The sequence below is a fragment of the Agromyces sp. C10 genome (genome assembly GCF_023217995.1).
Taxonomy (GTDB): Bacteria; Actinomycetota; Actinomycetes; order Actinomycetales; family Microbacteriaceae; genus Agromyces; species Agromyces indicus.
In genome coordinates this window covers 56,653-74,243 of the sequence record NZ_JALPSX010000015.1, presented here as the reverse complement: position 1 = coordinate 74,243, position 17,591 = coordinate 56,653, and the positions used below count along the sequence as shown (strand labels likewise).

Genomic DNA, 17,591 nt, shown 5'->3' with positions numbered 1-17,591 from the left:
CGCTCGCCCGAGTACTCCTCGGGCGATCGCACGTCGATGAGGGGCTTGCCGAGGTGCGCGAGCACGTCGTCCTTGTACGCCCGCACGCGCGAGTCGTCGCGCTCGACCACGGGGTACTCGACGGGCTCGACCTCGGGGGTGTCGGTGGTGAGCGGTCGCCCCTCGGCGATCCACTTGTCGCGGCCGCCGTCGAGCAGCCGCACGTCGTCGTGGCCGAAGAGCGTGAACACCCACAGGGCGTACGCGGCCCACCAGTTGTTCTTGTCGCCGTAGATGACGACCGTCGAGTCGCGCGAGATCCCCTTCGAGCCGAGCAGCTCGGCGAAGCGCTCGCTCGAGACGTAGTCGCGGACGACGGGGTCGTTGAGCTCGGTGTGCCAGTCGACCTTCACCGCACCCGGGATGTGGCCGGTCTCGTAGAGCAGGACGTCTTCATCGGACTCGACGACCACGAGCCCGGGCCGGCCGAGGTGGTCGGCGAGCCAGTCCGTGGTCACGAGCCGCTCCGGGTGCGCGTACTCGGCCAGCTTGGCGGCGGTGTCGAACTCGACGGGCATGGGGAACCTCCTGTGGTCGCCCGGTCGGGCGAGGCTGATGGGGAGCCGGGACTAGGCTGGTCACCTGTCCACCCTCGAATCTACGCGGCGCGCCCGACGGAGTCACCGCACCCGTCATGAGGTGCAACAGGGGAGTCCCACGCCTATGACCACCGGAGCGGCATCCGCCCTCGGCCACCTCGTCGACCGCAACCCGTCCATCACGGGTGCCGAGATCGCCTCCGAGCTCGTGCCGCCGCCCCAGTTCGAGCACGCCTCCTTCGAGTCGTACCGGCCCGACCACGACTTCCCGTCGCAGCAGGCCGCGCTCGACAAGCTCCACGAGTTCGCGAACGGATGGCGCGGCCAGCGCAATCCGGGCGGGTTCTTCTCCCGCAACCGCAAGCCGAAGTCCGAGCTGCCGGGCGTGTACCTCGACGGCGGGTTCGGCGTGGGCAAGACCCACCTGCTCGCGGCGCTCTGGCACGTCGCACCGGGACCGAAGTACTTCGGGACGTTCATCGAGTACACGGCGCTCGTCGGTGCGCTGGGCTACGCGCCCGCGGTCGAGCTGCTGCGCGGCTCGCGCCTGCTCTGCATCGACGAGTTCGAGCTCGACGACCCGGGCGACACGATGCTCATGACCCGATTCCTCGGCGAGCTCATGGCCGGCGGCACGCGCGTCGCGGCGACGAGCAACACGCCGCCGAACGCGCTCGGCGAGGGCCGGTTCGCGGCGGCGGACTTCCTGCGCGAGATCCACGGGCTCGCCGCGAACTTCGAGACGCTCCGCATCGACGGCCTGGACTACCGGCGCCGCGACACCGAGGGCCACGCCGAGGCGATGGCGGACGACGCCGCCGTCGAGCACGCGGCATCTGCCCTCGCCGGCCGCGGGCACCGCGTCACCCTGGATCGGTTCGACGCGCTCATCGCGCACCTCGCCACCGTGCACCCGTCGAAGTACATCAAGCTCATCGAGGGCACCGAGGTCATCGCCCTCACCGGGGTGCACGAGCTCACCGACCAGAACGCCGCCCTGCGCCTCGTGGCGTTCATCGACCGCGTCTACGACGCCGAAGTGCCCATCGTCGCGAGCGGGACGCCGCTGGACGCGGTGTTCGGCGGCGGCATGCTCGACGGCGGCTACCGGAAGAAGTACCAGCGCTCGATGTCGCGCATGATCGCCCTGACGACCGGCGAGCTCCCGCCGCACGACTGAGCCGCCGATTCGGAGCGCCGTCGCGGCATCCGGAAACACGCTCGTTACACGGACCGCGTTTTCGTAACCGTCGCGAAACGCTTCATGCCCCGTCGACGAAACGTCCCCGCACCATCCTGATCCCCGTACCCCGAGACCGAGCCCCAGTCTCACCCCCTCGCGGTACGTCCCCTGCAGATCACGAGGTGTGAGGAAAACCTATGGATACGGGAAGCATTGCGTGGGCGATCACGGCCACCGCGCTCGTGCTGTTCATGACGCCGGGCGTCGCGTTCTTCTACGGCGGCCTGGTCAAGGCCAAGAGCGTCGTCAGCATGATGATGATGAGCTTCGGCGCACTCGGCCTGATCAGCGTCCTCTGGGTGCTGTACGGCTACAACATGAGCGCGGTCGACAGCGTGTGGAGCTTCGCGGGCAACCCGTTCTCCGACTTCGCGCTCGGCTCGCTCGCGACGGGTGAGACGGCCAACGTCGACCTGATCGGCGTCGCCTTCGGTGCGACCTTCGCGATCATCACCGTCGCCCTGATCTCGGGTGCGATCGCCGACCGCGCCAAGTTCGGCGCCTGGATGATCTTCGCCGGCGTCTGGGCCACGCTCGTCTACTTCCCGGTCGCGGCCTGGGTCTGGGGCGGCGGCTGGATCCTCAACCTCGGCGAGGAGCTCGGCCTCCCCGGCGTCATCGACTACGCGGGCGGTACGGCCGTGCACATCAACGCCGGTGCGGCGGCACTCGCCCTGGCGCTCGTGCTCGGCAAGCGCGTCGGCTTCCAGAAGGGCATGGACAAGCCCCACAACGTGCCGCTGACCCTCCTGGGCGCCTCGGTGCTCTGGTTCGGCTGGTTCGGCTTCAACGCGGGTGCGGAGTTCCTCAACGAGCTCGCGAACACGGGCCTCATCGTCCTCAACACGCTCGGCGCGACCGCCGCGGCGATCCTCGGCTGGCTCGTGGTCGAGAAGTTCAAGGACGGCAAGCCCACCTCGGTCGGTGCCGCATCGGGCGCCGTCGCCGGCCTCGTGGCCATCACCCCCGCCTGCGCCAACCTCGAGCCGGGCTGGGCGCTCCTGCTCGGTGCCGTCGCGGGCGCGGTCTGCGCCCTCGCCATCGAGCTGAAGTTCAAGCTCGGCTTCGACGACTCGCTCGACGTCGTGGGCATCCACCTCGTCGGCGGCCTCATCGGCACGCTGTACCTCGGGTTCTTCGCGATCGACACCGGCCTGTTCGTCGGCGGCGACCTCGGCCAGCTCGCGGTCCAGACGATCGCGGCCGTGGGCGTGCTGGCCTACTCCTTCGTCGTCGCCTTCGTCCTCGGGTTCGCGATCGAGAAGACCATCGGCTTCCGCGTGAAGAACGAGGACGAGCTGGCAGGCATCGACACCATCGTCCACGGCGAGGAGGGCTACAAGCTCGAGACCGTCTGATCCGCACGATCACCGCGAGGGCGGTGGGGATAGTCTGCGGGGGTGCCCGACACCCGCAGCTTCCTCACCGCCCTTCGGCGTGCCATCCGCTCGATCGCCGGGCCCGCCCGGGTGCGGCCCGCGAACGGGATGCCGGATGCCGCGCCGGACCGCCGCCCCGACGACGACGACTGGCCCGGCCGCTCGGGCCCGCACGCCACCGTCGAGGTCGACCCGGCGCGGGTGCGGCGGGTGCGCTTCGCCTACACGCCAGACCGCGACGGCGCGCCGGACCCCGGTGAGGTCGTCTGGACCTGGGTGCCGTACGAGGAGGACGACGGACGCGGCAAGGACCGGCCGGTCGTGATCGTGGCCGCGAGCGGTCCCGGGGAGTTCCTGGCCGTGCAGCTGACGAGCAAGGGTCGCGACGGCGATCGCGACCTCGTTCCCCTCGGAAGCGGCGCCTGGGACGGCGAGGGGCGTGCGAGCTGGGCGCGCGTCGACCGGCTCTTCCGGGTGCACGCCGTCGGGATGCGGCGCGAGGCCGCATCGCTGGACGCCGCCCGCTACGCGCGCGTGACCGAGGCGCTGCGCGCGCGATACGGGTGGGACTGACGCGAGTACGCGTCGGAAAACGGAAGAAACCCCGGCTGGACCGGGGGTTCTGTTCGTGTGGGCGATGCCGGGCTCGAACCGACGACCTCTTCCGTGTGAAGGAAGCGCGCTACCAGCTGCGCCAATCGCCCATCAGGGTTGTCGCGGACCGGGCCTCGCCGGTGCCGCGGACTCGATACTAGCCCACGCGCGGGCTCCGGCGCACATCGACGGCGGGCCCGGGCGCGTCGAGGGTCGACGGTGCCGGCCGAGGCCGCGTGGGTCGGATCCGACGCGTGCCGGAGTGGCGCCCGAACGGGCGACACGCCCGGCATGCACGGTCGGATTCGCCTGCTGATCGGCCATGACGTTCCACGCGGCCCGCTCGGTTTGTCATTCGTTCACGTCATCCGTTAGAGTCTCTCTGCACGCAAAACAGCGGGCAACGCGGATGTGGCGCAGTTGGTAGCGCATCACCTTGCCAAGGTGAGGGTCGCGAGTTCGAGTCTCGTCATCCGCTCTGACCAAGCCGGCGCAAGCCGGTTTGTTCTTTGGTGGTGAACCCAAGCAACGGTGGATTGGCCGAGAGGCGAGGCAGCGGCCTGCAAAGCCGTATACACGGGTTCGAATCCCGTATCCACCTCGAATGAGCCCCTCGCAGCTCACTCAAACCCGGGCGATTGGCGCAGCGGTAGCGCGCTTCCCTGACACGGAAGAGGTCACTGGTTCGATCCCAGTATCGCCCACCACATGAGAAACGCCCCGGCTCGCCGGGGCGTTCGTCGTTTCACCGAACGGCGGCCCACCGGGTCGAGACGTGGGCCGGAGGGTACGGCCGGGACCGGCGGGTGATCGCCCGCCGATCCACGCGACTACAGTTGAGGGGTTGCGTCTCACACTGCAGGGGAGTGGATCCACTTGGCCGACGGCTTCGAGCTCTTCACCGATCGATCCGTTGTCGCGATGCGCGTCAACGGCGAGCTCCGCGACCTCGCGACGACGGTCGCCGACGCCGACGTGGTCGAGCCGGTCACCATCGACTCGCCCGACGGCCTCGCGATCCTCCGCCACTCCACCGCCCATGTCCTCGCGCAGGCGGTGCAGAAGATCAATCCCGACGCGAAGCTCGGCATCGGCCCGCCCGTGACCGACGGGTTCTACTACGACTTCGACGTCGCGGAGCCGTTCACGCCCGAGGACCTGAAGGCGCTCGACAAGGAGATGGCCCGGATCATCCATTCCGGCCAGCGCTTCGTGCGCCGCGTCGTCTCCGACGACGAGGCCAGGGCCGAGCTCGCCGACGAGCCGTACAAGCTCGAGCTCATCGGGCTGAAGGGCGCCGCGGCATCCGGTGACGACAACGAGAACGTGGAGGTCGGCGGCGGCGAGCTGACGATCTACGACAACGTCGACCCGAAGTCGGGCGAGGTGCAGTGGAAGGACCTCTGCCGCGGTCCCCACCTGCCCAGCACCCGCATGATCGGCAACGGCTGGGCGCTCATGCGCGTGGCCGCCGCCTACTGGCGCGGATCCGAGAAGAACCCGCAGCTCCAGCGCGTGTACGGCACCGCGTGGCCGACCAAGGACGAGCTGCGCGCCTACCAGCACCGGCTCGAGGAGGCCGCCCGCCGCGACCACCGCAAGCTCGGCGTCGAGCTCGACCTGTTCAGCTTCCCCGACGAGATCGGGTCCGGCCTGCCGGTGTTCCACCCCAAGGGCGGCGTGATCAAGCGCGAGATGGAGGACTACGTCCGCCGGCGCCATATCGAGGAGGGCTTCCAGTACGTCTCGACCCCGCACATCACGAAGGCGCACGTCTTCGAGCTGTCGGGCCACCTGCCGTACTACAAGGACACGATGTTCCCGCCGATGGAGCTCGAGAACTCCGAGTACTACCTCAAGGCGATGAACTGCCCGATGCAGAACCTCATCTTCCGCTCGCGTGGTCGCTCCTACCGCGAGCTGCCGCTGCGGTTCTTCGAGTTCGGCACCGTGTACCGGTACGAGAAGTCCGGCGTCGTCCAGGGCCTCACGCGCGTGCGCGGCCTCACCCAGGACGACTCCCACAGCTACGTGACCCCCGAGCAGGCACCCGGCGAGATCAAGCACCTCCTCGACTTCGTGCTGGGCCTGCTGCGCGACTTCGGCCTCGACGACTACTACCTCGAGCTCTCGACGCGCGACGCCGACTCCGACAAGTTCAAGGGCACCGACGAGCAGTGGGAGGTCGCCACCGGCGTCCTCCGCGACGTGGCGGAGGCGTCCGGCCTGGAGCTGGTGCTGGACCCGGGCGGCGCCGCCTTCTACGGCCCCAAGATCTCGGTGCAGGCGCGCGACGCGATCGGCCGGACCTGGCAGATGTCGACGATCCAGTACGACTTCAACCAGCCCGAGGGCTTCGGACTCGAGTACACGGCCGCCGACGGCACGCACCAGCGGCCGGTCATGATCCACTCGGCGAAGTTCGGTTCCATCGAGCGCTTCTTCGGCGTGCTCACCGAGCACTACGCCGGGGCCTTCCCGGTGTGGCTGTCGCCCGTGCAGGTGGTCGGCATCCCGGTCGCCGACGAGTACGCGCCCTACCTCGGCGCCATCCTCACCCAGCTCGCCGGTGCCGGCGTCCGCACGGAGCTCGACACGAGCGACGACCGCATGCAGAAGAAGATCCGCACCCACACCACGCAGAAGGTGCCGATCCAGCTCATCGCCGGTGAGAACGACCGGTCCGGCGAGACCGTGAGCTTCCGCTTCCGCGACGGCACGCAGGAGAACGGCGTCTCGATCGCCGAGGCTGAGCGACGCATCCTCGAGGCGATCGCCGACCGCCGCCAGGTGACCACGAGGGACGACCTGTTCGCATGACCCACTACCGGCCCGACGAGTTCGACCCTGACGACGTGCAGACGGATGCCGCGGCCGACCTCGCGGGCGTGCCGGACGCCTTCCAACGGCTCTGGACGCCGCACCGGCTCGTCTACATCCAGCACGGACAGCAGCCTGACGAGCACTCGTGCCCGTTCTGCCGGGCGCCGGAGCTCGACGACGAGCAGTCGCTGATCGTCGCGCGCGGCGAGCACGCGTACGTGCTGCTCAACCTCTTCCCCTACAACAGCGGACACCTGCTCGTGTGCCCGTACCGGCATATCGCCACCTACGACCAGGCGACGCCCGAGGAGGTCGCCGAGATCGGCGAACTCACGCAGGTCGCCATGCGCACCGTGAAGCAGGTGTCGAAGTGCGACGGCTTCAACATCGGCATGAACCAGGGACGGATCGCCGGCGCGGGCATCGCCGAGCACCTGCACCAGCACATCGTGCCGCGGTGGGCGCTCGACTCGAACTTCTTCCCGATCATCGCCGGCACCAAGGCGCTGCCGCGCCTGCTCGGCGAGGTGCGCCAGGAGATCGCCGAGGCCTGGCCCCGCTGATCCGGTCGCTCAGCGGACCTGTCGCACCTCGAACTGCATGCGCGGGTTGGCGTACGCCTCCTGCGACTCGACGAGCTGCAGCTCGCGCTCGCCGGACTCGTGCGTGTTCGCGAGGAGGTCGAACACGCTCGACGCCGTCCGTGCGAGCGCGTCGGCCGCGTCGCCGGTGCGACGGTAGTGGGCCGTGAAGAGCGCCGCCGTGACGTCCCCCGAGCCATTGGCCTTCATGGGAAGGAGCGGAGTCCGGACGATCCACGCGCCGCGGTCGTCGACGGCGAGCATCTCGATCGTGCCCGGCTCCCGGTCGGGACGCTCCACGCTCGTCACGAGGACCGTGCGGGGACCCGACGCCCGCGCGAGGTCGACCGACGCGAGCGTGGACTCGAGCGAATCCGGCTCGGTCTCGGTGAGGTAGCCGAGCTCGAACTGGTTCGGCGTGATGAGGTCGGCGGCGGGCACCACGCGGTCGCGCAGCAGGACGGGGATCGCCGGCGCCACGAAGCATCCGCTCTTCGCGTTGCCCATGACCGGATCGCAGGAGTACACCGCGTCGGGGTTCGCCGCCTTGATGCGGGCGACCGCATCGAGGATGACGTCGGCGATGCCCTCCGAGCCCTGGTACCCCGACAGGATCACGTCGATCTCCGGGAACGCGCCGCGGTCCTCGATGCCGTTGATGACCTCGCGCACGTCGTCCGGGCTGATGAGCGGTCCGCGCCACGCGCCGTAGCCGGTGTGGTTCGAGAAGTTGACGGTGTAGACCGGCATGACCTCGACGCCGATGCGCTGGAGCGGGAAGACGGCGGCGGAGTTGCCGACGTGGCCGTAGGCGACGGCGGACTGGATCGAGAGGACCTTCACCCCTCGATCATTCCATCCCCGCTGCGGCGAGCCGTCCGCCGGCGGCACGCACGGCCGCCGCGATGTCCTCGGCGAGCCGGTCGGCGTCGGCCGCGTTCAGGTCGTGCACCGTCAGCCGCAGGCGACGGCTCGCCTCCGGCGCGTCGGCCAGGGCGAACTCGTCTCCGGCTCGCACGAGCCAGCCGCGTCGCATGAGCTGCTCGGAGACGTCACGTGCCGGCACGGGCATCGGCACCCAGAGATTGAGGCCGTCGCCCGCCGACGCGGGAACCCCGGACGCGGTGAGCCGCGCGGCGAACGCGTCGTTCCGCGCGGCGTAGTGCTCACCCGCCGCGCTGATGGCCCCAGTGACGTCGGGGTCGGTGACGAGGGCGAGCACCAGTCGCTGCAGCAGGTGGCTGACCCACGTCGTGCCCGGCGTCAGTCGCATGGCGAGCCGCTCCGCCGTGTCGGGGTCGGAGGCGGTGACCGCGAGGCACATGTCGGGACCCAGGAACTTCGAGACCGAGCGGACGAGCGCCCACCGTCGATGCTCGGGGCCGATGAGCGAACGGAACGGCCGTCGGGAGAGCATCGAGAAGTGGTCGTCCTCGATCACGAGCACGTACGGGTGCGCGCGGAGCACCTCGCGCAGCTCCGCGGCCCGCCGCTCCGACAGGCTCGCCCCCGTCGGGTTCTGCGCGCGGGGCGTGCAGACGACCGCGCGCACGCCCTGCTCGAGCGCGGCGCGCAGCCCGTCGACCGTCATGCCCTCGTCGTCGACGGGGACCGGGACGGCCCGGTAGCCGCCCACCCGGACGGTGTGGATGCTCGTGAGGAAGCAGGGGTCCTCGAGGGCGACGGCGTCGTCGCGCACGAGCGCCTGGGCGAGGAGGCGCTCGACCGCGTCGGCCGCTCCGCTCGTGATCGTGAGGCGGAGGTCGTCGGGTGCGAGGTCGGCGCGCATCCAGTCCAGCGCCCACCGCTCGAGGCCGGGGTCGATGACGGGCTCGCCGTAGAGCACGGGTCGACCCGCCATCCCGGCGAGCGCGCGCGACGGATCCGGGATCAGGTCGGGATCGGGGTTGCCGGTGGCGACGTCGCGCAGCACGCTGTCGGCGGCGAACCCCTCCTGCGCGACCGCCGAGCGGTCGGCGACGTGCGTGCCGCCGCGCCCACGGGTGACCACGACGCCCGCCGCGGTGAGCTGCCGGTAGGCGGCGACGGCGGTGTTGCGGTTCACGCCGAGCCGGTCGGCGAGGTTCCGCACGGGTGGCAGCGGGTCGCCCGGTAGCAGCGCGCCGCGCTCGATGAGGGCGCGCACGTTCGCGGCGATGTCGGCGGCCGAACGGCCGGTGATCTCGAGGGTCAGGTCATGTGACATGGGCGGCTCCGATGGTCGGCACGGTCCATGCTATCTTTTGGCCTAGGCCAAGCCACCTGATTGTTCCGAGCGTCGCGCGATCCGAGCGCGTCTCCGTCGAAGGGATCCCCGATGAGCACTGCCCAGACCGGCTCCAGCCGCGTGAAGCGCGGCCTCGCCGAGATGCTGAAGGGCGGCGTCATCATGGACGTCGTCACGCCCGAGCAGGCGCGTATCGCCGAGGACGCCGGCGCGGTCGCCGTCATGGCGCTCGAGCGCGTGCCCGCCGACATCCGAGCCCAGGGCGGCGTCGCCCGCATGAGCGACCCCGACCTCATCGAGGCGATCATCGCCGAGGTGTCGATCCCCGTCATGGCGAAGGCGCGCATCGGCCACTTCGTCGAGGCGCAGGTGCTCCAGGCGCTCGACGTCGACTACATCGACGAGTCCGAGGTGCTCTCGCCGGCCGACTACGTCAACCACATCGACAAGTGGGGCTTCGACACGCCCTTCGTCTGCGGTGCGACCAACCTCGGCGAGGCGCTTCGCCGCATCAACGAGGGCGCCGCCATGATCCGCTCGAAGGGCGAGGCCGGCACGGGCGACGTCTCCGAGGCGACCAAGCACATCCGCAAGATCACCTCCGAGATCAACCAGCTGAAGTCGATGACGCGCGACGAGCTCTACGTCGCCGCCAAGGAGCTGCAGGCCCCCTACGAGCTCGTGCTCGAGGTCGCCGAGACCGGCAAGCTCCCCGTCGTGCTCTTCACCGCGGGCGGCGTCGCCACGCCGGCTGACGCGGCCATGATGATGCAGCTCGGCGCCGACGGCGTCTTCGTCGGCTCCGGCATCTTCAAGTCGGGCAACCCCGAGCAGCGCGCGGCGGCCATCGTCAAGGCCACCACGTTCTACGACGACCCGAAGGTCATCGCCGAGGTGTCGCGCGGCCTGGGCGAGGCCATGGTCGGCATCAACGTCGGCGACCTCCCCGCACCGCACCGCCTCGCCGAGCGCGGATGGTGACCCTCCGCGACGAGTCGCTCGGGGCGACGGACGCCACCGGCCCGACGGTCGGCGTCCTCGCCCTGCAGGGCGACTTCCGCGAGCACGCACGCGTGCTGGGCGAGCTCGGCGCGAAGGTCGTGCTCGTGCGCCGCCCCGAAGACCTGGACGGCGTCGAGGGGCTCGTGATCCCCGGCGGCGAGTCGACCGTGATGGACAAGCTCTCCCGCGCCTTCGGCGTCGCCGAGCCGCTGAAACGCCGCATCGCCGATGGCATGCCCGTGTACGGCACGTGCGCGGGGCTCATCATGATCGCCGACACCCTGCTCGACACGATCGAGGGGCAGCAGAACCTCGGCGGGCTCGACGTCGTCGTGCGCCGGAACGCCTTCGGCTCGCAGAACCAGTCCTTCGAGACCGACCTGCCGGTGCCCGCACTCGGCGACCCGCCCGTGCACGCCGTCTTCATCCGCGGCCCCGTCGTGGAGTCGGTGGGGGAGAAGGCGACCCCGCTCGCGTCCCTGCCCGATGGGCGGGTGGTCGCGGTAGAACAGGGCGACCTCGTCGGCACGAGCTTCCACCCGGAGATCCAGGGCGACCACCGGTTCCACGAGTACTTCCTCGGCAAGGTGCGCGCCCGCGCGGGCGCCGCCTCGTCGTCCCCGTAGCGACGGAGCCCCGCCCGCGCCAGAGTGGGGGCATGAAGCTGTACTCGGATTTCCACGGACCGCGCGCGGTCCAGGCCGTCGGCGACCTCCTCGCGCTCGGGCTCATCGTCGCGTCGGTGTGGGCCGCCGTGATCGTCCACGGGCTCGTGACCGAGTTCGCCGCCCTCGGTCGGCGACTCGAGGAGGCCGGCACCGGATTCCGTGGCAGCATGACCGACATCGGGAGCACCCTCGCGGGCGTCCCGCTCATCGGCTCGGGGATCGCCGAGCCGTTCGACGGCGCGAGCGCCGCGGGTGCGACGCTCGAGTCCGTCGGTCGGGGCCAGCAGGACGTGGTGGGCTGGATCGCCGTGGTCGCGGCGATCGGCATCGCGGCCCTGCCCGTGGCGGCGGTGCTCCTGCTCTGGGTCGCGCCCCGGGTCGTCCGCGCGGTTCGCGCCCAGCGCACGACCGCGGTGCTCGCACGCCCGGGCGGCGCCGACCTGCTCGCGCTGCGCGCGCTCACCGACCGGAACCCGCTCGACGTGCTCACTGCCGATGCCGACGCGGCAGCCGGATGGCGACGCGGCGACCCGGAGACGATCCGTGCGCTGGCCGCGCTGGAGGCCCGGGCGGTCGGCGTGCGGCTGTCCGGTGCCCCGCCCGCCACGATCCGTCCCGCGGGGAGTCCGCGCGCATGACGGCGGCCCGCCCTACGCTGGCCGCATGACCGAGTGGATCGCCCTCCTCCGCGGCGTCAACGTCGGCGGCATCACGGTGAGGTCGGCCGAGCTGCGCGAGACGTTCACCGGGCTCGGATTCGGCGGTGTGCGGACCGTGCTCGCCAGCGGCAACGTCGCCTTCGAGAGCGACCGCACGGATGCCGCCGCGCTGAAGCGCGGCATCGAGCGGGCCCTCGCCGACCGCTTCGGCTACGAGGCGTGGATCGTGCTGCTGACGCGCGAGCGCCTCGGAGCGATCGTCGTCGACTTCCCGTTCGACGCCTCCGACGCGTCGCGCCAGCCGTACGTCGTCTTCGCCTCCGAGGCGTCCGTCGTCGATGACCTCATGGCGGCGGCCGGTGAGCCGGACGCCCACGCCGATCCGCTCGAGCGCGGGGACGGGGTCGTGTACTGGCATCCGCTCGTCGGCACCTCGGTCGACACCGTGTTCGCGAAGGTGCTCGCCAGGCCCGTGTTCAAGCCGACGACGACCAACCGCAACCTCCGCACGCTCGAGAAGCTGCTCGGCTGACGACGGCGCCCGCGACCTCCCCGCGGGGCGGTCTCAGGGTGATCCCCGGCTCGCAGTCGGGGGATGGCCCCGGGGCGATCCGGGGGCCCGCACGGGCGCGGCGGAGCGCGGCATCCGCTTGCCTTGCCCACATGACCGAACGACTTCCCAGCACCGGCGCGCCGGCGCCGACCGCCGCCCCCGCCACGACCTGCCGCAGCGACGAGGTCGTGATGATCCACCGCCTCTTCCGCCGGCTGTTCGCCGAGGCGCCCGGCCTCGTCCGCGCCGTCTCGCCCGGTGACACGGACCGCGCGCGGTACCTGGCGAAGCACCTGCACGGCATCACCGCGCTGCTCCACGTGCACCACGGCACCGAGGACGACTTCTTCTGGGACCGCATGACCGAGCGCGCGCCCGCGTGCGGCCTCCACGTCGAACTCATGCGTCGCCAGCACGGTGCGGTCTCCGATCGGCTCGATCTCGTCGACGCGCTCGTCGACCGGTGGTCGAGGGCAGCGGATGCCGCGACGGCCGCCCGCCTCGCGACCGAGCTCGACGAGGTCGATCGGCTGCTCGTCGAGCACCTCGCCGACGAGGAGCGGGAGGCGTTCCCGGTGCTCGACCGGATCCTCTCCGACGCCGAGTGGGACGACATCCACCGGCATGCCCGTCGGCACAAGCCGCCGCTGCCGATCTTCGTCCTGCTCGGACTCATGATCGAGAGCGTGCCCGAGGGGGAGCGCGACCAGTGGGTCGCCACGCAACTGCCGGCGCCGATCCGCACGGCCTACCGCATCGTGGGCCGCCGGCAGTACGAGCGGGCCGTGCGGCGCCTCCGCCCGACCCGCGCGACGGGCGCCGGGGCTCCGGCCACCGCCTGATCTCGGGACGCCGCCCCCGAAGTGGGGGCTCGCTCCGGCCCGCTCGCTCTGGCGGGCGGGACCGTGGAGGAGTTCGATGAGCCCATGACCGAGCGACTTCCCAGCACCTCCGATCCGTTGCCGGAGGGTGAGACCGCCGGATGCGACACGTCGGACATCCTCCTCGTGCACCGGATCTTCCGCTGGGGCTTCCGCGAGATGCCCCGGCTGGTCCGCGCTGCGCCGCCGGGCGATCGGTCGCGGACCGCGACCGTGGCCGATTCGGTCGACCTCGTGCTGCTGGGCCTGCACGTCCACCACGAGGCCGAGGACCTGCTGCTGTTCGGCAAGGTCGAGGCGCGACGTCCGGCCTGCGCCGCCACCATCGACCTGATGCGCGACCAGCATCGTCACGTCGCCGAGCTCCTCGGTCGTGCGGAGCCGCTCTCGGCCGCCTGGCGCGACTCCGCAGACGGCCGCGCGGCGGAGCGGCTCGCCGCCGCGCTCGACGAGATCGGAACGGTGCTCGGCGTCCATCTGCACGACGAGGAGGACGACGTCATCCCGGTCGCGGCCGAGGAGTTCAGCCAGCGCGAATGGGACGCGCTCGGCGAACACGGACGCGAGAGCTTCCCCAAGGACGGCATGCCGATCCAGCTCGGCCTCATGCTGGATGCCCTTCCGCCGGCTGAGCGGGCGGCATGGTCGCGGGGTCACCTTCCCTTCCCGATCCGACTCCTGTGGGCGATCCTCCTCAAGCGGCGCTACACCGCCTGGCAGCGGGAGCTCTTCCCCGAGGGCATGCCGGCGCTCGTGTGACGGGCGGGCGGCCGCGGCATCCGCCGAGGTGATGCACTCGGCCGCCGGAGGGCGTCGCTCAGGGGCGTGCGCCCGCGACCGCCTAGAATGACGGGGTACTGATCACCGTTACGGGAGACGCATGTCCGGGCATTCCAAGTGGGCGACGACCAAGCACAAGAAGGCCGTCATCGACGCGCGCCGCGCGAAGTCGTTCGCCAAGCTCATCAAGAACATCGAGGTCGCGGCCAAGCTCGGCGGCGCCGACCTCGCGGGCAACCCGACCCTGTACGACGCCGTGCAGAAGGCCAAGAAGACCTCGGTCCCGAACGACAACATCGATCGCGCGATCAAGCGCGGCGCGGGCATCGGCGGCGAGGCGGTCGAGTACCAGAACATCACGTACGAGGCGTACGGCCCGAACGGCGTCGCGATGATGATCGAGGTGCTCACCGACAACAAGAACCGCGCCGCCGCCGAGGTCCGCACGGGGCTCAGCCGGAACGGCGGGACGCTCGCCGACCCGGGCTCGGTCGCGTACAACTTCACCCGCAAGGGGGTCATCGTCGTCAGCGGCGAGGGCACGACCGAGGATGACGTCATGATGGCCGCCCTCGAGGCCGGCGCCGAGGAGGTCGAGCCGCACGCGCAGGGCTTCGAGGTCGTCACCGACCCCTCCGACATGGTCGAGGTCCGCAAGGCGCTCCAGGAGGCCGGGCTCGACTACGAGTCGGCCGACATCGAGTTCGTGCCGAACCTGAAGGTCGAGATCGACGCCGAGACGGCGAAGAAGGTCTTCCGGCTGATCGACGCGCTCGAGGACAGCGACGACGTGCAGAACGTGTACAGCAACTTCGACCTCACGCCCGAGGTGCAGGCGGAGCTCGAGAACGAGTCGGAGTAGCCGCGATGCGGGTGCTCGGCATCGACCCCGGGCTGACCCGCTGCGGCGTGGGCGTCGTCGACGTGGCGCCCGACCGTTCCGCGGTCCTGGTCGACGTGGTCGTGCTGCGCTCGCCCGCCGACCTCGCGACGCCGGGACGGCTCGCGCGCATCGCCGACGGCCTCGAGGCGATCGTCGAGGAGCACCGGCCGCATGCGGTGGCGCTCGAGCGCGTGTTCGCGCGCAGCGACGTGTCGACGATCATGGGCACCGCGCAGATCTCCGGTGTGGCCATGCTGATCGCCGAGCGGCGGGCGCTCCCGGTGGCGCTCCACACGCCGAGCGAGGTCAAGGCCGCCATCACCGGCTACGGTCGCGCCGACAAGAAGCAGGTCGGGGCGATGGTCGCGCGCATCCTCGGTCTCGACGCGGTCCCCAAGCCGGCGGATGCCGCGGACGCGCTCGCCCTCGCGATCTGCCACGCCTGGCGCACCGGCGGCGTCGCCGGGGCGGCGGTCGCCGACGCGGCCGCCGGACGAGGCGCGGCACCCGCCGGCGGGCTCACTCCCGCGCAGCGGGCGTGGCTCGCCGCGGAGCGTGCCGCGTCGGTGTCGGGAGCCGCCCGTAGGCTGAAGGAGTGATCTCCTCCCTCCGCGGCCGCGTCGCCTCCGCCTCAGGCGGAACCCTCGTGATCGACGTGTCCGGCGTCGGCTACCTCGTGAACGCGACGCCCGCCTTCGTGCTCTCGAGTCGCGAGGGTCACGAGGTGTTCGTGCACACCGCGCTCATCGTGCGCGAAGACGCGATGACGCTCTTCGGCTTCGCCTCGCGCGACGAGCTCGACGTCTTCGAGCTCCTCATCGGGGTGACCGGCGTCGGGCCGAAGTCGGCGCTCGGGGTGCTCTCGGCGATGTCGCCCGCCGAGGTCGCGCGGGCGGTGCACGACGACGACGACGCCGCCTTCCGGCGGGTCAGCGGGATCGGGCCGAAGACGGCGAAGCTCATCACCGTCTCGCTGGCGGGCAAGGTCGCGGTTCCGACCGCGGGGGCAGCCGGCGCCCCGGTGGCATCCGGGGGCGTGGCCGACGACGTGCTCGCGGCGCTCACCGGGCTCGGCTGGTCCGAGAAGCTCGCGGGCGAGGCGATCGCCGAGACGCTCGAGGCGGCCGACCCCGCCGAGGCGGCATCCGTGCCCGCGCTGCTCCGACTCACCCTGGCCAGGCTCGGGCCGGCACAGCAGGCCGCGAGGGCCCGATGAGCGACGCCGACCTCGACCTGACCGACCCCGAGCTCGCGTCCGAGGCCGAGCTCGCCTTCGAGGGCGCGCTCCGCCCGCGCAGCCTCGAGGAGTTCGTCGGGCAGACCCGCGTGCGCGGACAGTTGCAGCTGCTGCTCTCCGCGGCGGCCATGCAGCAGCGCACGCCAGACCACATCCTGCTCGCCGGGCCCCCGGGCCTCGGCAAGACCACCCTCGCGATGATCGTCGCCCACGAGGGAGGCCGGCCGCTCCGGATGTCGAGCGGGCCGGCGATCCAGCACGCCGGCGACCTGGCGGCGATCCTGTCGTCCCTCGTGCCGGGCGAGGTGCTGTTCATCGACGAGATCCACCGCATGGCACGGTCGGCCGAAGAGATGCTCTACCTCGCGATGGAGGACTTCCGCATCGACATCATGGTGGGCAAGGGCGCCGGCGCGACCTCGGTCCCGCTCGACCTCGCCCCGTTCACGCTCGTCGGCGCGACCACGCGAGCGGGGCTGCTGCCGAATCCGCTCCGCGATCGCTTCGGGTTCACGGCGCACCTCGAGTTCTACGACGAGGCCGAGCTCGAGCAGGTGCTCGCCCGCGCGGCGACCATGCTCGGCCTGCCCATCGGCGCCGAGGCCGTCGCCGAGATCGCCGGACGGTGCCGCGGCACGCCCCGCATCGCGAACCGGCTGCTGCGCCGGGTGCGCGACTACGCGCTCGTGCACGGAGGTCACGCCGACGTGGACGCGGTCCGGGCCGCCCTCGAGCTCTACGACGTCGACCCGCTCGGGCTCGACCGTCTCGATCGCGCCGTAATGATGACGATCCTCACTCGATTCGGCGGTGGGCCGGTCGGCCTCAACACCCTTGCGGTCTCGGTGGGCGAGGAGGCCGAGACCATCGAAGCGGTCGTCGAGCCGTTCCTCGTCCGGATCGGCCTGATCACGCGGACTCCTCGCGGCCGGGTGGCGACGCCCCAGGCCTGGCGGCACTTCGGACTCGTCCGCGAGGGCGAGGACGCCGCCGCGACGCTCCCGATCGATGACCTATAATCCTTGGAGGCTCCAGCCTCCCCGCCCTTGACTGTGCGCACCGCGCACTCCGGAAGGTTCCCACCCCATGGTCTTCGATCCGTTCACCATCATCATGCTCGCCGTCCTGGCGGTCCTGATCTTCTTCATGTTCCGCAATTCGCGGAAGCGGCAGCAGGAGATGCGCGACCTCCAGTCGAAGGTCGTGCCGGGTGCGCAGGTGATGACGAACTTCGGGGTGTTCGGCACGATCCTCTCCATCGACGAAGACGAGAACAAGGTCGAGCTCGAGGCCGGCCCCGGCACGGTGCTCACCGTGCACCGCCAGACCATCGCGCGCGTCGTCGACGCGGTCGAGGCGCCCGTCGCCGGCTCGACGCCCGTCATCGAGACCGAGCCGGAGTTCGGCGAGCGCGCCGACGAGACGCCTCGCGACGACACCCCCGACACCAAGAAGTCCGAAGGCTGAGCGACCCGAAACCCGACGCTCGGCCCGCGCGATGCT

General features: G+C 71.1%; 19 protein-coding genes and 4 tRNA genes. 19 read left to right on the top strand and 4 right to left on the bottom strand.

Annotated elements, in window-relative coordinates:
- Positions 1-557, bottom strand: a 557-nt coding sequence (locus M1L56_RS15745) for a sulfurtransferase (protein ID WP_248599947.1), incomplete at its 3' end; no start/stop codon positions are given.
- Positions 558-702: 145 nt separating this feature from the next.
- Here M1L56_RS15745 and zapE point away from each other — a divergent pair.
- The 3 genes from zapE (at position 703) to M1L56_RS15730 (ending at position 3,773) form a co-directional block, all read left to right on the top strand.
- The gene (gene zapE, locus M1L56_RS15740) at positions 703-1,758 is read left to right on the top strand and encodes a cell division protein ZapE (RefSeq protein WP_067947199.1); all 1,056 of its coding nucleotides are present in this window, start codon (positions 703-705) and stop codon (positions 1,756-1,758) included.
- A gap of 200 nt (positions 1,759-1,958) precedes the next feature.
- Positions 1,959-3,179, top strand: coding sequence for an ammonium transporter (locus tag M1L56_RS15735; protein ID WP_067947201.1), 1,221 nt, complete (start codon positions 1,959-1,961; stop codon positions 3,177-3,179).
- Positions 3,180-3,221: 42 nt separating this feature from the next.
- Entirely contained in the window at positions 3,222-3,773 is a 552-nt protein-coding gene (locus M1L56_RS15730; RefSeq protein WP_248599946.1) for a type II toxin-antitoxin system PemK/MazF family toxin, read from the top strand.
- A 58-nt stretch (positions 3,774-3,831) separates the two neighbouring features.
- Here the strand turns inward: M1L56_RS15730 and M1L56_RS15725 are convergent.
- Positions 3,832-3,904: transfer RNA gene (locus tag M1L56_RS15725), tRNA-Val, on the bottom strand.
- A gap of 295 nt (positions 3,905-4,199) precedes the next feature.
- Here M1L56_RS15725 and M1L56_RS15720 point away from each other — a divergent pair.
- The 5 genes from M1L56_RS15720 to M1L56_RS15700 all read left to right on the top strand — a co-directional run bounded on the left by M1L56_RS15720 (position 4,200) and on the right by M1L56_RS15700 (position 7,180).
- Positions 4,200-4,272, top strand: a tRNA-Gly gene (locus M1L56_RS15720).
- 52 nt (positions 4,273-4,324) lie between these two features.
- A tRNA-Cys gene (locus tag M1L56_RS15715) sits at positions 4,325-4,395 on the top strand.
- A gap of 31 nt (positions 4,396-4,426) precedes the next feature.
- Positions 4,427-4,501 (top strand) — tRNA-Val (locus M1L56_RS15710).
- A 214-nt stretch (positions 4,502-4,715) separates the two neighbouring features.
- A complete protein-coding gene (thrS, locus tag M1L56_RS15705) occupies positions 4,716-6,614 on the top strand; it encodes a threonine--tRNA ligase (protein WP_248599952.1) in 1,899 nt (632 codons plus the stop codon).
- A complete protein-coding gene (locus M1L56_RS15700) occupies positions 6,611-7,180 on the top strand; it encodes an HIT domain-containing protein (protein ID WP_248599945.1) in 570 nt (189 codons plus the stop codon). The genes thrS and M1L56_RS15700 overlap by 4 nt, the downstream gene beginning before the upstream one ends.
- Positions 7,181-7,189: 9 nt before the next feature.
- Here M1L56_RS15700 and pdxY read toward each other — a convergent pair whose 3' ends face one another.
- The gene (gene pdxY / locus M1L56_RS15695; protein ID WP_248599944.1) at positions 7,190-8,041 is read right to left on the bottom strand and encodes a pyridoxal kinase PdxY; all 852 of its coding nucleotides are present in this window, start codon (positions 8,039-8,041) and stop codon (positions 7,190-7,192) included.
- Between the two features lie 7 nt (positions 8,042-8,048).
- Positions 8,049-9,404: an aminotransferase class I/II-fold pyridoxal phosphate-dependent enzyme gene (locus tag M1L56_RS15690; protein ID WP_248599943.1), complete on the bottom strand. Its 1,356-nt coding sequence runs from the start codon at positions 9,402-9,404 to the stop codon at positions 8,049-8,051.
- A gap of 111 nt (positions 9,405-9,515) precedes the next feature.
- Here M1L56_RS15690 and pdxS point away from each other — a divergent pair, with 111 nt between their 5' ends.
- From pdxS to yajC, 11 genes are all read left to right on the top strand, one after another.
- On the top strand, positions 9,516-10,406 hold the full coding sequence (pdxS, locus tag M1L56_RS15685) for a pyridoxal 5'-phosphate synthase lyase subunit PdxS (protein ID WP_067947213.1): 891 nt from the start codon (positions 9,516-9,518) through the stop codon (positions 10,404-10,406).
- Entirely contained in the window at positions 10,400-11,053 is a 654-nt protein-coding gene (pdxT, locus tag M1L56_RS15680; protein ID WP_248599942.1) for a pyridoxal 5'-phosphate synthase glutaminase subunit PdxT, read from the top strand. Before pdxS ends, pdxT begins: the two co-directional genes overlap by 7 nt.
- A 32-nt stretch (positions 11,054-11,085) precedes the next feature.
- Positions 11,086-11,733 (top strand): hypothetical protein, encoded by a 648-nt coding sequence (locus tag M1L56_RS15675; RefSeq protein WP_248599941.1) that lies wholly within the window; start codon positions 11,086-11,088, stop codon positions 11,731-11,733.
- 25 nt (positions 11,734-11,758) lie between these two features.
- Complete coding sequence (locus M1L56_RS15670; protein ID WP_248599940.1) at positions 11,759-12,286, top strand: DUF1697 domain-containing protein; 528 nt, start codon at positions 11,759-11,761, stop codon at positions 12,284-12,286.
- 131 nt (positions 12,287-12,417) lie between these two features.
- Positions 12,418-13,149: a hemerythrin domain-containing protein gene (locus M1L56_RS15665; RefSeq protein ID WP_248599939.1), complete on the top strand. Its 732-nt coding sequence runs from the start codon at positions 12,418-12,420 to the stop codon at positions 13,147-13,149.
- 84 nt (positions 13,150-13,233) lie between these two features.
- Positions 13,234-13,947 carry a hemerythrin domain-containing protein gene (locus M1L56_RS15660; protein ID WP_248599938.1) on the top strand — a complete coding sequence of 238 codons (714 nt, stop codon included), beginning with the start codon at positions 13,234-13,236 and terminating at the stop codon, positions 13,945-13,947.
- 121 nt (positions 13,948-14,068) lie between these two features.
- On the top strand, positions 14,069-14,830 hold the full coding sequence (locus tag M1L56_RS15655; protein WP_067947228.1) for a YebC/PmpR family DNA-binding transcriptional regulator: 762 nt from the start codon (positions 14,069-14,071) through the stop codon (positions 14,828-14,830).
- Between the two features lie 5 nt (positions 14,831-14,835).
- Positions 14,836-15,450 (top strand): crossover junction endodeoxyribonuclease RuvC, encoded by a 615-nt coding sequence (ruvC, locus tag M1L56_RS15650; protein ID WP_067947410.1) that lies wholly within the window; start codon positions 14,836-14,838, stop codon positions 15,448-15,450.
- On the top strand, positions 15,447-16,067 hold the full coding sequence (gene ruvA, locus M1L56_RS15645) for a Holliday junction branch migration protein RuvA (RefSeq protein ID WP_067947230.1): 621 nt from the start codon (positions 15,447-15,449) through the stop codon (positions 16,065-16,067). Before ruvC ends, ruvA begins: the two co-directional genes overlap by 4 nt.
- On the top strand, positions 16,064-17,107 hold the full coding sequence (gene ruvB / locus M1L56_RS15640) for a Holliday junction branch migration DNA helicase RuvB (RefSeq protein ID WP_067947232.1): 1,044 nt from the start codon (positions 16,064-16,066) through the stop codon (positions 17,105-17,107). The genes ruvA and ruvB overlap by 4 nt, the downstream gene beginning before the upstream one ends.
- 67 nt (positions 17,108-17,174) lie before the next feature.
- Positions 17,175-17,555, top strand: a complete 381-nt coding sequence (gene yajC / locus M1L56_RS15635) for a preprotein translocase subunit YajC (protein ID WP_248599937.1) — start codon at positions 17,175-17,177, stop codon at positions 17,553-17,555.
- Positions 17,556-17,591: the final 36 nt, after the last annotated feature.

Coding starts and splice junctions, on each gene's coding strand:
- zapE (WP_067947199.1), top strand. CDS start 703: ATGACCACCGGAGCGGCATCCGCCCTCGGCCACCTCGTCGACCGCAAC.
- M1L56_RS15735 (WP_067947201.1), top strand. CDS start 1,959: ATGGATACGGGAAGCATTGCGTGGGCGATCACGGCCACCGCGCTCGTG.
- thrS (WP_248599952.1), top strand. CDS start 4,716: ATGCGCGTCAACGGCGAGCTCCGCGACCTCGCGACGACGGTCGCCGAC.
- M1L56_RS15700 (WP_248599945.1), top strand. CDS start 6,611: ATGACCCACTACCGGCCCGACGAGTTCGACCCTGACGACGTGCAGACG.
- M1L56_RS15690 (WP_248599943.1), bottom strand. CDS start 9,404: ATGTCACATGACCTGACCCTCGAGATCACCGGCCGTTCGGCCGCCGAC.
- pdxS (WP_067947213.1), top strand. CDS start 9,516: ATGAGCACTGCCCAGACCGGCTCCAGCCGCGTGAAGCGCGGCCTCGCC.
- pdxT (WP_248599942.1), top strand. CDS start 10,400: ATGGTGACCCTCCGCGACGAGTCGCTCGGGGCGACGGACGCCACCGGC.
- M1L56_RS15675 (WP_248599941.1), top strand. CDS start 11,086: ATGAAGCTGTACTCGGATTTCCACGGACCGCGCGCGGTCCAGGCCGTC.
- M1L56_RS15670 (WP_248599940.1), top strand. CDS start 11,759: ATGACCGAGTGGATCGCCCTCCTCCGCGGCGTCAACGTCGGCGGCATC.
- M1L56_RS15665 (WP_248599939.1), top strand. CDS start 12,418: ATGACCGAACGACTTCCCAGCACCGGCGCGCCGGCGCCGACCGCCGCC.
- M1L56_RS15660 (WP_248599938.1), top strand. CDS start 13,234: ATGACCGAGCGACTTCCCAGCACCTCCGATCCGTTGCCGGAGGGTGAG.
- M1L56_RS15655 (WP_067947228.1), top strand. CDS start 14,069: ATGTCCGGGCATTCCAAGTGGGCGACGACCAAGCACAAGAAGGCCGTC.
- ruvC (WP_067947410.1), top strand. CDS start 14,836: ATGCGGGTGCTCGGCATCGACCCCGGGCTGACCCGCTGCGGCGTGGGC.
- ruvB (WP_067947232.1), top strand. CDS start 16,064: ATGAGCGACGCCGACCTCGACCTGACCGACCCCGAGCTCGCGTCCGAG.
- yajC (WP_248599937.1), top strand. CDS start 17,175: ATGGTCTTCGATCCGTTCACCATCATCATGCTCGCCGTCCTGGCGGTC.